Consider the following 14,424-nt stretch of genomic DNA (forward strand, 5'->3'; position numbering starts at 1 on the left):
AAAATTGGTCAGCTGAGGGCACCCTACAATGAACACCGCATTCGGCAAAGGCCACCACCTTCATCTGATCGACGGGTCGGCCTTTATTTTCCGCGCATATCACGCGCTGCCGCCGCTTACGCGGAAATCCGACGGGCTGCCCATTGGCGCGGTGGCGGGGTTTTGCAACATGCTGCAACGCTATGTGGAAACCAACACCGGCGATGACGCCCCGACCCATGTCGCCGTGATTTTCGACAAAGGCAGCCATACGTTTCGCAACGATATGTACGACCAATACAAAGCCAACCGCGACGCGATGCCCGAAGACCTGCGCCCGCAGATGCCGCTAACCCGACAGGCCACCATGGCCTTTAACATCGCCTGCGAGGAAAAAGAGGGCTTTGAGGCCGACGATATCATTGCCACGCTGGCCGTTCAGGCGCGTGCCGCCGGTGGGCGCTGTACCATCATCAGTTCAGACAAAGACCTGATGCAGTTGGTCGGGGACGGGGTCGAAATGTTCGACGCCATGAAAAACAAACGCATTGATCGCGACGGCGTGTTTGAGAAATTCGGGGTTTATCCTGACCGGGTGGTCGATGTGCAGGCCTTGGCCGGTGACAGCGTTGACAACGTGCCCGGCGCCCCCGGTATCGGGATCAAAACCGCCGCGCTGCTCATCAACGAATACGGCGATCTCGAAGCGTTGCTGGAGCGTGCGAGCGAGATCAAGCAACCCAAGCGCCGGCAGACGTTGATCGACAACGCAGACCAGATCCGCCTGTCGCGCCGGCTGGTCCTGCTGGACGAAGCCACCCCCCTTGATTTCACGCTGGACGATCTTGAGGTTCGCACGCCCGACCCCGAACGGTTGCTGCAATTCTTGGCCGAAATGGAATTCCGCACGCTGACCAAACGTGTCGCGGATCAGCTGGACGTCGCAGCGCCCACCATCGACGACACTCCCGCCACCCCCGATGCCCCGCAAGTCGAAGCCGTGCCGTTTGACCGCGCGGGGTATTCCATGGTCAGCACCGCCGACGCGCTGCAAACGTGGATCGATCAGATTTATGAGCGTGGCTATGTCGCCGTAGACACCGAAACCACCGGCCTGAATGACATGGTCGTTGATCTGGTGGGTGTGTCGCTTTGTGTCGAGGCGGGGCAGGCGTGCTACATACCGCTGATCCACAAGGCCCACCGCGGCGATGATTTATTTGGGTCGGATGACCTGGCCGAAGGACAAATGCCGTTGGATACGGCCTTGGCGATGTTGAAACCGATGCTAGAGGATCCATCGATCCTGAAAATCGGGCAGAACATGAAATATGACCTCAAGATTTTCGCCCGCTATGATGTGGCTGTCGCCCCCATCGATGACACGATGCTGATGTCGTACGCCATGCACGGCGGGCTGCACAATCACGGCATGGATACCCTGTCGGACCGGTATTTGAACCACACGCCTATTCCGATCAAACCGCTGTTGGGGTCCGGCAAATCCGCGATCACCTTTGACAAGGTGCCGCTGGAAGACGCGGTGCCTTATGCCGCCGAAGACGCCGATATTACCTTGCGGTTGTGGCAGCTGTTCAAACCCGGTTTGCATCGCACCCAAGTGACCCGCGTGTACGAAACGCTCGAACGTCCGTTGGTGCCCGTGCTGGCGCAAATGGAACGCAATGGCATCAAGGTTGACCGCGATACGCTCAGCCGCATGTCGAACGCGTTCAGCCAAAGCATGGCCGGGCTAGAGGACGAAATACACACCTTGGCCGGGCGGAGCTTTAACGTCGGATCCCCCAAACAGCTGGGCGAGATTTTATTTGACGAAATGTCACTGCCAGGCGGGAAAAAGGGCAAAACCGGCGCCTATGCGACCGGTGCGGATGTGCTCGAAGATCTGGCGACAGAACACGATCTGCCCGCCCGCGTGCTAGACTGGCGGCAACTGTCCAAGCTGAAATCCACCTACACCGACGCCTTGCAGGACCACATCAACGCCGACACGGGCCGCGTGCATACGTCGTATTCGATCGCAGGGGCATCCACCGGACGGCTGGCCTCAACCGACCCAAACCTGCAAAACATCCCGATCCGGTCCGAGGAAGGCCGCCGCATCCGCGAGGCCTTTGTGGCCGAAGAGGGCAAGACGTTGGTGGCGCTGGATTACAGCCAGATTGAACTACGCATTCTAGCCCATATCGCCGACATTCCCGCCCTGAAAGAGGCCTTTGAACGCGGCGATGACATCCACGCCATGACCGCGTCAGAAATGTTTGACGTGCCGATGGATGAGATGACCCCCGATATTCGTCGCCGTGCCAAGGCGATCAACTTTGGTGTGATCTACGGCATTTCTGGTTTTGGGTTGGCGCGCAATCTGCGCATCCCACGCGGCGAGGCGCAGGATTTCATCAACCGCTATTTCGAACGATTCCCCGGTATTCGCACCTATATGGACGACACCAAGGCCTTTGCCAAAGAACACGGCTACGTCCAAACGTTGTTTGGCCGCCGCATCCATACGCCCAATATCGGGGCCAAAGGGCCGCAAGCCGGGTTTGCATCGCGCGCCGCGATCAACGCGCCCATTCAGGGCACCGCCGCCGATGTGATCCGGCGTGCGATGGTGCGCATGCCTGCGGCCATCGCGGATTTGCCTGCCAAGATGCTGCTACAGGTGCACGATGAACTGTTGTTTGAGGTGGAACAAGGCGCCGAAGACGCGCTGATCGCCGCCGCGCGGGACATCATGGAAAACGCCTGCGATCCTGTTGTACGTCTGGACGTAAAGCTAAGCGTCGATGCCGGGCAAGGCCCCAATTGGGCCGTCGCGCATTAACGTTCTTCGGGGCGCACCATCTTGGCCACAAGGCGACGCGCAAGAGGCGCCACAACCAAGACAGTCGGAAAGGCAACTGACCAGCTTGGCAGCCAGGTCATGATCCAGACCGGGAAAAACCCATCAATCGGGCCCAGCGTGCGCAGGGTTGCAATGCCCGACACCAAAAAGGACATAAGGCCCGACAATATCAAACCGAACAATATGTGTTGATAACGTGCAGGTATCATCCCGCTCCCCCCGTGCTGAACGCGCGGATCATACCCAAAACGCCGCGCGATACCAGACGCAGCCATGCACAGGCTATGCTGTTTGTCCGCGCAATGGGCGCATCCGTTCAAGGTGCTGTTCAGGGGCGGCATTCGCGTCACAGGCGACGCCAACCCAGCCGTCATATGCAATGTCATACAACCCCACATACAGCGCTTGGATATCGGCCTCGCCCTCCGGGGGGTCAGCCACATGCACGTGTCGGATCAGCTTGGCGTGTTGTTCCAAAACCGCGATCGGGTCGCCATGCAGGACCGCCGCCTCGTAGGTGTTAAACTGCAACGCCACATTGGGGGCATCAACCGCATGCAAAACCTCTGCGGCTAAATCATAGCTATCCAAGAAAGACCCCGGCAGATCTATCGGGTTTGACGGGCTGATCGTGATCAAAAGGCCCTTGGGCGCGACCTCTGCTGCGGCTTTGAGGTTTTGCACCAGCGTGTCATGCGCCGCATCGCCTTGGGCGGCGCCAACAAGGATCTGTAGCACCGGCACACGCAGCGCCTGACAATACCGTATCGCCCGCCGCAGGTCATATTTGAACCGGTCCGCGGCCTCGGGCACCGCCGCGAACCCCCGCGCACCGCCGGTATAATTGGGGGGCGGCGCCGCCAGCAGCACCATCGACAACCCCATGCGCAACAATGCCCGCTGGGTTTCCTTGGCAGGCATGTCGTAGGGAAACAGCACTTCGACCCCGTCAAACCCCGCCTGCGCCGCCGCCTCGAAACGGTCGAGATACGGCAAGTCAGGCCAAAGCACGCTTAGATTTGCGGCAGTTTTCATTCAGATCGTCCCGTCCCACTCAGGGGTTACCGTAAAACGGGACCGCGCACGCCGCCAAGCGGTTTTCCGTCAGAGCAGCTCGGCGCTTGGAATGATCGGAAAAAAGGTGCCTTTTGACCACACCCCAAACCAACCGTCATGATGCGCGCCCAGATCGACCAACCGGTAAAAGCTCTTGCGGTCAATCAAGGCATCCAGGTTCGCCCGCACCCGCACATAGGGCGATGGTTCGCCTGTGCCCGGATCACGCAAAACGGTGATCGGCAGGTCGGCACTGGCGGTTGCGCGGTCTTCGACTTGGGTCTGAAACGTCAGGGTTTGGTCGGCCCCCGCGCCCTGCACGTCGAAATCCACAGCCACAAACGGGGCGTCATCCACGGTGATTCCCACCTTTTCGACCGGGGTGACCAAAAAGTAGGCGTCCCCCTCTTTCTTGAGAACCGATGAAAACAATTTGACCAAACCGGGCCTGCCAATTGGGGTGCCTTCATAAAACCACGTGCCGTCCCGCGCGATCCGCATGTCCAGATCACCGCAAAACGGCGGATTCCACAGGTGAACGGGCGGCAAACCGCGTGTTTTCGTGGCGGTGATCGACGCCGCGAGCCCAGATGCCGATGGTGTCACGGTTTTTTGTCTACTCATTGTTTTTGCCATTTCCCCCAAGCGCGATAGACTTACACTACGTATATAAATCATCGGAGCACGTTGTCATGAGCGAAGCGGAAGACATGGTCACAGAAATCGAAGCACTGGGGGCCCAGTTGGCGCAGGCCAAGGCGTCGATCACCAACCGCTTTATCGGGCAGGAACGCGTTGTTGACCTGACATTGACGGCGCTGTTGTGTGGCGGACACGGGTTGCTGATTGGTTTGCCCGGTCTGGGCAAAACACGACTGGTCGAAACCGTATCGACCGTGATGGGTTTGCACGGCAACCGGGTGCAGTTCACGCCAGACCTGATGCCCGCCGACATTCTGGGCTCTGAGGTGTTGGACACCACCCCAGATGGCGCGCGGGCGTTTCGGTTCATCGAGGGGCCGATTTTCTGCCAATTGATGATGGCCGACGAGATCAACCGCGCATCGCCGCGCACGCAATCGGCACTGTTGCAGGCGATGCAAGAAAAAACCGTGACTGTGGCGGGCGAAAACCGCGCTCTGGGCGTGCCATTCCATGTGCTGGCCACGCAAAACCCGATTGAACAAGAAGGCACCTACCCGCTGCCCGAGGCCCAATTAGATCGCTTTTTGGTGCAAATCGACGTGGCCTACCCCGACCGCGACACAGAGCGTGATATCTTGCTGGCCACCACCGGTGACACCGACGCCGAAGCGACCGAGGTCTTCACCGCCGATCAATTGCTGGCCGCCCAACAGTTGCTGCGTCGGATGCCCGTGGGCGACAGCGTGGTCGAGATGATCCTTGATTTGGTGCGCGCCTTCCGCCCCGAAGAAGACGGTGTATCGGCGCAGGTGCGCGATACCGTTGCATGGGGCCCCGGCCCGCGTGCGGCGCAGGCGTTGATGCTGACGGTGCGGGCGCGGGCGTTGCTGCAAGGGCGGTTGGTTCCCTCCGCCGAAGACGTTCTGGATATGGCGCGGCCTGTCCTCAGCCACCGGATGGCGCTGAATTTTGCGGCGCGGGCGCGAGGCGATAGCCTTGCAGATCTGATCGACACCACCGCCACGAACCTAACCGGGGCGCAGGCCGCCGCGTGACCCCTCTCGCGCCCTCCCTCACCCCGTCTGACCTGCGCGCGCGGGCGGAAACAGCCGCCGCCCGCCTGCCTGCGCTATTGGCGCGGGCCGAACATTTGGCGGGGGCCGTCCTGCTGGGCGATCACGGGCGCAGACGTGCCGGTATGGGCGATGATTTCTGGCAATACCGCCCGGCGCAAATGGGCGACAGCCGCCGCATGATAGACCATCGGCGGTCGGCCCGTGGCGATCAGGAATTTGTCCGCGAACGCGAATGGCAGATCGCGCAATCGGTGATGTTATGGGTCGATCAAGGCGCGTCCATGCGGTTTTCCAGCGATGACAAGGTGCACACCAAAGCAGACCGCGCGCGGCTTTTGGGGCTGGCCACCGCGATCCTACTGGTGCGGGGCGGCGAACGCGTTGGACTGACCGGCACCGCCCTGCCGCCGCGCCGTGGCAACACACAGATCTTGCGTCTGGCCGAAATGTTCTGCACCGATGCCGCCCACGACTACGCGCCCCCCGAACACCGTGCGATGATCCCGTCGGCGCGGGCCTTGTTCATTTCGGATTTCATGGGGGATTTGGATGAGATCAAACTGGCGCTCACCAAAGCCGCCGACAGGGGCGTGCGCGGCGTGTTGATGCAGGTGCTTGACCCCTCCGAAGAGGCGTTTCCGTTTCGCGGGCGCACCATATTCGAAAGCATTGGCGGCAGTCTGCGGCATGAAACGCTCAAGGCGAACGACCTGCGCGACCGGTATCTGTCACGTCTGGCTGACCGCAAATCAGAGCTGCAGGCGCTCTGCGCGGTGACCGGCTGGCAATACGGGCTGCACCACACCAACAGTGCTGCGCAATCGGCGTTGCTGTGGCTGTACCGGGCATTGGATACAGGGGGCGTGCGATGACGGTTCTGGGTGGTATCGGCTTTACGGCCCCTTGGCTGTTGCTGGCGTTGCTGGCGCTGCCGATCTTGTGGATCCTCCTGCGCGCGGTGCCCCCCGCCCCGACCCGCAGGCGCTTTCCCGGTGTTGCGCTGCTGTTGGGTCTGCGTGATGACGAAGCGGTATCTGACCGCACGCCGTGGTGGCTGTTGTTGCTGCGCATGTTGGCGGCAGCAGCGGTTATTTTTGGGCTGGCCGGGCCGGTGCTAAACCCCGCAGACACGCAGGCCCAAGGGCGCGGGCCGCTGCTGATCGTGCTGGATGGCAGCTGGGCCGGTGCCACCCGCTGGTCCGACCAACAAGACGCGATCGCCGCGCAGCTCACCCGCGCCAGCCGTGCCGAACGGCCCGTTGCGTTTCTCAATCTGGCCCGCCCGCAAGCGCCCGTTTTCCAAAGCGCCGATGCATGGCGCAGCCGCCTGCCGGGGTTGCAACCGGCCCCGTGGCAACCAGATCAGGCCCGCATCGCACAGGCGATCGCTGCCCTGACCGACATCCCTGATTTCGACACCCTGTGGTTTAGCGACGGGTTGGATTACCCCGGCCGCGATACCGCCCTTGCCACCTTCGAGACCCGCGGCAATGTCGATGTATACCAGACCGCCGCCAACGTGTTTGCCATGGCCCCTGCGGGGTTCGAGGATGGCGCGGTACAACTGCGCGCGCTGCGTGCCACCGCCGGACCTGACCGCGAGATGACGGTGCAAGCGCGCGGCCGTGACCCAGCCGGAAACGCCCGCATTCTGGCCACCGCCACGGCGACATTTGCCGCCGGTGAAACAACAGCAACAACCGCGCTGGCGCTTCCGGCGGAACTGCGCGCGCGCATCACCCGGTTTGACCTGCAAGGCCAACGCTCCGCAGGCAGCACCACCCTCGCCGATGACAGCCTGCGGCGCCGCGAGGTTGCATTAATTGCCGGACGCGAAAGCCGCGAGGGCCTCGAGCTGCTATCGCCCTTGCACTATATTGAACAAGCGCTGGCCCCAAACGCAGACCTTATCCGCGGTGCGATCAGCGATGTGTTGCCCGCAAACCCTGACGTGATCGTGTTGGCCGATGTGGCGACCCTGTCGCCCGCTGAAACCGCCAGCCTCGGCGCATGGATCGACGCAGGCGGCCTATTGGTGCGGTTTTCCGGGCCACGCGTTGCCGCCAGTGATGTCAGCCGCGACGACGAAGACCCCATGATGCCCGTACGCCTGCGCTCCGGTGGGCGCACGGTTGGCGGCGCCATGAGCTGGGGCGAACCCAAAGCGCTAGCACCTTTCCGCGAGACATCCCCGTTCTTTGGGCTTGCGATACCGGGTGACGTGCAGATCACCAGCCAAGTCATGGCGCAACCCGACCCAACATTGGCCGAGCGGGTGATCGCAGAGCTCACCGATGGCACACCGCTGGTGACGCGCAAGGCCCGCGAACAAGGGCAGATTGTGCTGTTTCACATCACCGCCACCGCTGATTGGTCCACCTTGCCGCTGTCGGGGTTGTTCGTGCAAATGTTAGAACGCCTCGCCGTGTCCAGTTCATCGGCACAGCCCGATGCCACCCAGCTGGATGGCACCACATGGACGCCCGACATGGTGATGGACGGGTTCGGCACGCTACGGGATGCGGGCAATTTGCCCGGCGTTGCGGGGGCCGATCTTCTGACCGCGCCGCCCGGCCCCGACATGCAACCGGGTATCTATGCATCGGGCGACCGACGTCTGGCGCGCAACGTTATCGGGCCGGATGCCACGCTGACACCTGCCGCGTGGCCTGCACGCATCCCGGTCACGGGCTTTACCGTGCCGCCGGAGCAGCCTATTGCCGGTTGGTTGCTTAGCCTGTCTATCCTGCTTTTGGTGGCGGATGTGGTGGCGTCTTTGGCCTTGTCCGGGCGTCTGTTGGGGCACGCCAACCGGGCCGTCGCCATCATGCTAACAGCCGCGATGCCCATGGCGATGCCCTATGATACACACGCGCAAACCGCACAAGACGACACCTTTGCGTTGAACGCCACGTCTGAAGTTGTGCTGGCCTATGTTCGCACCGGCAACCGCAACGTCGATGACCTGTCAGAGGCCGGGTTACGGGGCCTATCCGACACGTTGTATTTCCGCACGTCTGTTGAACCCGCCGCCCCTGTTGGGGTCGACCTAGAACAAGACGAGCTGGCGTTTTTTCCCATTCTGTATTGGCCGGTCACGCCTGACCAACCGCGCCCCTCGGCGGAATCATATGCCAAGCTAAACGCCTATCTGCGATCTGGCGGGTTGATCTTGTTTGACACCCGCGACGCGGATGTCGCACGGTTCGGCACGACAAGCCCCAACGGCCGCAAACTGCAAGATCTCGCAGCACCGCTGGATATTCCGCCGCTCGAACCGCTGCCGGCTGACCACGTGCTGACGCGCACGTTTTACCTGTTGCAGGACTTTCCCGGCCGTCACAGCAGCCGCGATGTTTGGGTCGAGGCCGCGACCCCCGGTGCCGAACAAGTCGAAGGCATGCCGTTTCGCAACCTCAACGACGGGGTAACCCCGGTGGTGATTGGCGGCAATGACTGGGCGTCGGCGTGGGCGGTCACGGCCAATGGCGCACCGATGGTCCCCATCGGGCGTGGTTTTAGCGGAGAACGCCAGCGCGAACTGGCCTTTCGGTTTGGGGTGAATTTGATCATGCATGTGCTGACCGGCAACTATAAATCAGACCAGGTGCATGTGCCTGCGCTCCTTGACAGGCTCGGCCAATGACGGGTGCTGTTGTCTTTGATCCGCTGATCCCGTGGGCCCTTCTGGCCATCATCGCGGGGGTTGCGGGTGTCGGTGTTGTGCTGGCCGGGCTGCGTGGCCTAAACAGCTGGCCACTGCGCGCACTGGCGGCTTTGGTGGTGCTGGCGGCCCTCACCGGCCCGTCCTACCAACAAGAAGATCGCGCCCCGCTGACAGATATCGTCATGCTGCTCGAAGACCAAAGTGCCAGCCAGACCTTGGCCGACCGGCCCGACCAAACCGCGTCTGCCGCCGATACGTTGGCCGCCCAAATCGGGGCCCGCGCCAACACCGAAGTGCGCCGCATCACGGTGCCAGACGGCGACGGCGACGCGGGCACGCAACTGATGACAGCCCTGTCTGCCGCGCTGGCCGAAGAACCCCGATCGCGCATCGCGGGAATCCTTGCCCTGACCGATGGACGCATCCACGACGCAGGTCTGCCGCTGGATCTGCCCGCCCCCATGCACGTGTTGATGACAGGAAAATCCACCGATTGGGACCGCCGGCTGAGCATCCGCAACGCGCCCGCCTTTGCCATCATCGACGAGCCCGTCACGCTGACCCTGCGAATCGAAGACATGGGGGCCGCCCCGCAATCAAGCGGTGTTGCGCCGTTGGAAATTTCGGTGGATGGCGCGCCACCCCAGACCTTTCAAGTACCGCTTGGGCAAGACATCGAGCTGCCCGTCACCCTGCCCCACGGCGGGCGCAACGTGATCCAATTTACCGTGCCGCAGGCCGATGGTGAACTGACCGACCGCAACAACACCGCGTTGATCCAGATCAACGGGGTCCGCGACCGGTTGCGCGTGTTGTTGGTATCAGGCGAACCCCACCCCGGCGGGCGCACGTGGCGTAACCTTTTGAAATCAGACAGTTCTGTCGATCTGGTGCACTTCACCATCCTGCGCCCCCCAGAAAAACAAGACGGCGTCCCCGTCAGCGAACTGTCGTTGATCGCCTTTCCCACCCGCGAATTGTTTCTGGAAAAGATCGACGACTTTGATCTGATCATCTTTGATCGCTACAAACGGCGCGGCATTTTACCCGCGCTCTATCTGGAAAACGTGGCGAATTATATCCGTCAGGGTGGCGCGGTTCTGGTGGCCGCGGGCGCTGATTTTGCCGGTGCCGATAGCATCTTTCGCACGCCTTTGGGGGGGGTACTGCCCGCGTCGCCCACCGCGCGGGTGATCGACGCCCCATACCGCCCCACCGTCACCGATTTGGGAGACCGGCACCCCGTGACCACAGGCCTGCCCGGGCGTGGTGACTGGGGGCGTTGGTTGCGTCAAATCGACGTGACGGCGTCGCGTGGTGATACCGTCATGACCGGCATAGATGACAGGCCCCTGTTGATCCTCGACCGGGTCGGCGAGGGCCGCGTGGCCATGTTGGCGTCTGATCATGCGTGGCTGTGGAACCGCGGGTATGAAGGGGGCGGCCCGCAATTGGAGCTGCTGCGGCGGTTGGCGCACTGGATGATGAAAGAACCCGAACTGGAAGAAGAAGCCCTGACCGCAGAGGCCATCGGCCAGACCATGCGCATTCAGCGGCGCAGCCTGTCGGCGGATGTGCCCCCCGTGACCATCACCGACCCTTCGGGCAACACCGTCGTGCTGGAACTGACAGAAACCAGCCCCGGTATTTTCGAAACACCCTTTGAGGGCCCCGAGATCGGCCTCTACCGGCTGGAAAACGGCGACGAGATGGCCGTGATTGGCCTTGGCCCTGCAGCACCGCGTGAATTTGAACAAACCATCGCAACACCCGACGTTCTGGCCCCGGTCATTGCAGGGCTGCGGGGGGGCGCGGTGGCAGTCGAAGACGGTCTGCCGCGGTTGCGAAACGTGCGAATCGGCAGGCCAGCCGCCGGACGAGGCTGGATCGGCCTGACCCCTCGCAACGCATTTGAAACACGAGACCTGCGCCGAACGGCTTTGTTGCCCGGGTGGTTGGTCTTGTTGCTTTCATTGGGTTTTTTGACGGCAGCGTGGCTGCGCGAGGGCCGTCGTTGAGCATTTAGAGCCATCTTGATGCCCTGAACCTTGAGATTCACAGACCCCTCTGCGGCGTGGTTAAACAGTTATTCACCTCGACTGTAGAGACTGCGGCACAAGGGTTTCAAGGATACCGGTGAACCGATGACACTTGCCACGAAACTGGCAGAAGAACGGCGTGGGCGACTGGCCGCAGAACGCTTGCTTGAACTCAAGCAGGCGGAACTTTTTGCTGCGAATCGCAAACTTGGGGAACACGCCAAAAAATTGTCCCACGAGATCGTTGAAACACGCGCCGAAGTCGCCAACGTGCGCAACGAAAACCAGCGGGTCAAATCTGACCTTTCTGCCGCGCATGAAAAAATCGAAATCGTGGAACGTCGGCTGTGGCATTCTATCACCACGATCAACGATGGGTTTGCCTTTTTCACACCCGACCTCGAAATGATCATGGCCAATAGTGCCTATTTGGCGGTTTTCGAAGGGTTGGAAGACATTAAACCCGGCGTCAGTTACGTCACGATCCTACAGATCCTAACCGACGAGGGGATCGTGGATATTGGCGAAACGCCGCCCCCCATTTGGCGCCAACAGATGATCGACCGGATCCAGCAAGTCGAGCCAGAAGAGATCGTGATCCGCCTGTGGAACGGCGAATACATCAAAGTCATTGATCGGCGCGGGCCAGACGGCGATATTATTTCGCTTGGGCTCAACATCTCTGAGAGTGTGAAATACGAAGAGCAGCTCAAGACAGCGCGCGCCAGTGCCGAGGCCGCGAATCAGGCGAAATCGGCGTTTCTGGCCAATATGAGCCATGAGATTCGCACCCCGATGAATGGCGTTGTGGGCATGGCGGACGTGCTGGTCGATACGGTTTTGGATGACGAACAGCGGTTGTATGTCGACACGATCAAAAACTCTGGTGAAGCGTTATTAGTGATCATCAACGACATCCTCGATTATTCCAAAATCGAGGCTGAGCGGTTGCAGCTGCATTCCGAAGCCTTTGATCTGGAACACTCTATTCTCGAAATCATGATGTTGCTGCAATCGTCTGTGCGCGACAAAGGATTGCAACTGCTGTTGGATTACGACCTGTTCCTGCCGTCTGGTTTTGTGGGTGATCCCGGCCGCATGCGACAAATTTTGACCAACCTGGTCGGCAATGCCGTCAAATTCACCAGCCAAGGTCACGTGACGATCAAAGTCCGCGGCGATCCCGGCAATGACGCGGGCACTGTCGCGCTAAATGTCACCGTTGAAGACACCGGAATCGGCATCCCTTCGGATATGATCGAACATGTCTTTGGCGAATTCAATCAGGTCGAAAGTGAACGCAACCGGCAGTTTGACGGAACCGGTCTTGGCCTCGCGATAACGCGCCACCTGATCCGTATGATGAACGGGGAAATCTGGCTCACGTCAGAAGAAGGCGTAGGCTCATGTTTCGGGTTTAAAGTGACCTTCCCGACGGATGAAACGGTGCCGTTGACCCATCCGCCGTTGCCGGAACAATTGCGCCATGTGATGGTCGTCGACAACGTCGAGGCGAGCCGCACGATATTGTCGTTGCAGCTGGAACAGCTGGGGCTCAAAGTCACGCCCTGCGCAGATGCGGCCACTGCACTGGGGCTGTTGGATCGAAGCGTCGATCTGGTGCTGGTTGACCACATCATGTCGGACATGAACGGATTGCAGTTTGCAAAGACAGCGCGGGATGCCGGGCACCGCATGCCTATGCACCTGCTCAGCGCCAACATCGGCTATGCCGCGGCAGATCCCGCCAAAGAGAACGTCGACGGTATTTACCAGCGCCCCTGCGCTCGCCGGGATATGTTGGAATGGTTGGCCGCGTGGAGCGCGCCAGATACAGACGCCGACGAGACACCCTCAATTGACGTTCCGCAACAGCCAGAACAAGGTGCGACAGAACCGCGACGCATGCGGATCTTGGCCGCAGAGGACAACAAAACCAACCAACTGGTTTTCCGCAAGATGCTCAAGACCTTGGACGTAGATCTGAAATTCGCCAATGATGGCCTAGACGCCGTCGAAGCCTACACCGATTTTACGCCTGATCTGGTCTTTATGGATATTTCGATGCCTCGGATGGATGGCAAAGAAGCCACGAGACAGATCCGTGCGCTCGAACAGGCCTCGGGCCGTCAGGTGCCTATCATCGCGTTGACGGCCCACGCCATGGAAGGTGACAATGTCGATATCCTAGCCGTGGGGTTGGATCACTACATGTCAAAACCCGTGCGTAAGGCCGAATTGCACGCGCATATCCTAGACTACTGCCCCGAAAATGCGTTGAACCCCAAACAAGAGCTACCCGATCAAGCCGCCGGATGATCGCGTACAAACACAGGTTTTTCAGACCCGGACAGATCGTCCCGATACACATACCCATCCACGTCAAAACCTTGCACATCATCTGCGTTGGTCAACCGATTTTGGATGATGTGCCGCGCCATTGCGCCGCGCGCTTTCTTGGCAAAGAAACTGATGATACGGGGGCCTTTGCCGTCGTTTTTGTCTTCCATAAAGGCAGGGTTCACCACGCGCAGACGCAACGCCTTGGTTGGAACCGCGCCAAAATATTCCTGACTGGCGCAATTCACCAGAATGTCTGCGCCAACCGTGTCGCCCAAGGCATTCAGGCCGTTCGACAGATCATCGCCCCAATAGTCGTACAAATTCCCGCCGCGTTGGTTTTTCAACCGACTGCCCATCTCTAGACGGTACGGTTGGATGGCGTCACATGGGCGCAAAAGCCCGTACAAGCCCGACAGAATGCGCAGATGGTCCTGCGCCCAATCCATATCTTCGGCGTTCAAGGTTGCCGCGTCCAACCCTTGATACGTATCGCCCGCAAACGCCAAGGCGGCCGGGCGCGTAACCTGCGCGTCTGGTGTGTCTTGGAAGGCGGCAAAGCGGTCGCGGTTCAGTTGCGCCAAATCATCCGACAACCCCATCAGGCTTTTGAGGTCCCCCAACGTCAGCGCACGCGCCGTCTCGGCTAGACGAATCGCATCGTCTTGAAACGCAGGATCCGTCATCGCCACGTCACGTTCTGCCCAATCCAGCCGTTTGGCTGGTGAAATTGCCACCAACATTCGTCGATCC

General features: G+C 60.6%; 10 protein-coding genes. 6 read left to right on the plus strand and 4 right to left on the minus strand.

Features of this window, described 5'->3' with window-relative positions:
* Positions 1-28 precede the first annotated feature (28 nt).
* Positions 29-2,827: a DNA polymerase I gene (polA, locus tag ABJH13_RS16860; protein WP_348407376.1), complete on the plus strand. Its 2,799-nt coding sequence runs from the start codon at positions 29-31 to the stop codon at positions 2,825-2,827.
* Here polA and ABJH13_RS16865 read toward each other — a convergent pair.
* From ABJH13_RS16865 to ABJH13_RS16875, 3 genes are all read right to left on the minus strand, one after another.
* The gene (locus tag ABJH13_RS16865) at positions 2,824-3,057 is read right to left on the minus strand and encodes a DUF2798 domain-containing protein (protein ID WP_348407377.1); all 234 of its coding nucleotides are present in this window, start codon (positions 3,055-3,057) and stop codon (positions 2,824-2,826) included. The two genes, polA and ABJH13_RS16865, sit on opposite strands and share 4 nt — an antisense overlap.
* Before the next feature lie 73 nt (positions 3,058-3,130).
* The gene (locus ABJH13_RS16870) at positions 3,131-3,883 is read right to left on the minus strand and encodes a TIM barrel protein (protein WP_348407378.1); all 753 of its coding nucleotides are present in this window, start codon (positions 3,881-3,883) and stop codon (positions 3,131-3,133) included.
* A 69-nt stretch (positions 3,884-3,952) separates the two neighbouring features.
* Positions 3,953-4,528 carry a DUF1285 domain-containing protein gene (locus ABJH13_RS16875; protein WP_348407379.1) on the minus strand — a complete coding sequence of 192 codons (576 nt, stop codon included), beginning with the start codon at positions 4,526-4,528 and terminating at the stop codon, positions 3,953-3,955.
* A gap of 68 nt (positions 4,529-4,596) precedes the next feature.
* Here ABJH13_RS16875 and ABJH13_RS16880 point away from each other — a divergent pair, with 68 nt between their 5' ends.
* The 5 genes from ABJH13_RS16880 to ABJH13_RS16900 all read left to right on the plus strand — a co-directional run bounded on the left by ABJH13_RS16880 (position 4,597) and on the right by ABJH13_RS16900 (position 13,650).
* Positions 4,597-5,604, plus strand: coding sequence for a MoxR family ATPase (locus ABJH13_RS16880; RefSeq protein ID WP_348407380.1), 1,008 nt, complete (start codon positions 4,597-4,599; stop codon positions 5,602-5,604).
* Positions 5,601-6,497 carry a DUF58 domain-containing protein gene (locus ABJH13_RS16885; protein ID WP_348407381.1) on the plus strand — a complete coding sequence of 299 codons (897 nt, stop codon included), beginning with the start codon at positions 5,601-5,603 and terminating at the stop codon, positions 6,495-6,497. The genes ABJH13_RS16880 and ABJH13_RS16885 overlap by 4 nt, the downstream gene beginning before the upstream one ends.
* On the plus strand, positions 6,494-9,271 hold the full coding sequence (locus ABJH13_RS16890; RefSeq protein WP_348407382.1) for a DUF4159 domain-containing protein: 2,778 nt from the start codon (positions 6,494-6,496) through the stop codon (positions 9,269-9,271). Before ABJH13_RS16885 ends, ABJH13_RS16890 begins: the two co-directional genes overlap by 4 nt.
* Entirely contained in the window at positions 9,268-11,310 is a 2,043-nt protein-coding gene (locus tag ABJH13_RS16895) for a glutamine amidotransferase (RefSeq protein WP_348407383.1), read from the plus strand. The genes ABJH13_RS16890 and ABJH13_RS16895 overlap by 4 nt, the downstream gene beginning before the upstream one ends.
* A gap of 126 nt (positions 11,311-11,436) precedes the next feature.
* Positions 11,437-13,650: a response regulator gene (locus ABJH13_RS16900; protein WP_348407384.1), complete on the plus strand. Its 2,214-nt coding sequence runs from the start codon at positions 11,437-11,439 to the stop codon at positions 13,648-13,650.
* On the opposite strand, the gene yaaA is transcribed toward ABJH13_RS16900, so the two are convergent.
* The gene (gene yaaA / locus ABJH13_RS16905; protein ID WP_348407385.1) at positions 13,635-14,414 is read right to left on the minus strand and encodes a peroxide stress protein YaaA; all 780 of its coding nucleotides are present in this window, start codon (positions 14,412-14,414) and stop codon (positions 13,635-13,637) included. The genes ABJH13_RS16900 and yaaA overlap by 16 nt on opposite strands.
* Between the last annotated feature and the right edge of the window lie 10 nt (positions 14,415-14,424).

Origin of the sequence: Roseobacter sp. (assembly GCF_039970775.1) — a bacterium.
GTDB lineage: Bacteria > Pseudomonadota > Alphaproteobacteria > Rhodobacterales > Rhodobacteraceae > Roseobacter.

Coding starts and splice junctions, on each gene's coding strand:
- ABJH13_RS16890 (WP_348407382.1), top strand. CDS start 6,494: ATGACGGTTCTGGGTGGTATCGGCTTTACGGCCCCTTGGCTGTTGCTG.
- polA (WP_348407376.1), top strand. CDS start 29: ATGAACACCGCATTCGGCAAAGGCCACCACCTTCATCTGATCGACGGG.
- ABJH13_RS16875 (WP_348407379.1), bottom strand. CDS start 4,528: ATGAGTAGACAAAAAACCGTGACACCATCGGCATCTGGGCTCGCGGCG.
- ABJH13_RS16880 (WP_348407380.1), top strand. CDS start 4,597: ATGAGCGAAGCGGAAGACATGGTCACAGAAATCGAAGCACTGGGGGCC.
- ABJH13_RS16900 (WP_348407384.1), top strand. CDS start 11,437: ATGACACTTGCCACGAAACTGGCAGAAGAACGGCGTGGGCGACTGGCC.
- ABJH13_RS16870 (WP_348407378.1), bottom strand. CDS start 3,883: ATGAAAACTGCCGCAAATCTAAGCGTGCTTTGGCCTGACTTGCCGTAT.
- ABJH13_RS16895 (WP_348407383.1), top strand. CDS start 9,268: ATGACGGGTGCTGTTGTCTTTGATCCGCTGATCCCGTGGGCCCTTCTG.
- yaaA (WP_348407385.1), bottom strand. CDS start 14,414: ATGTTGGTGGCAATTTCACCAGCCAAACGGCTGGATTGGGCAGAACGT.
- ABJH13_RS16865 (WP_348407377.1), bottom strand. CDS start 3,057: ATGATACCTGCACGTTATCAACACATATTGTTCGGTTTGATATTGTCG.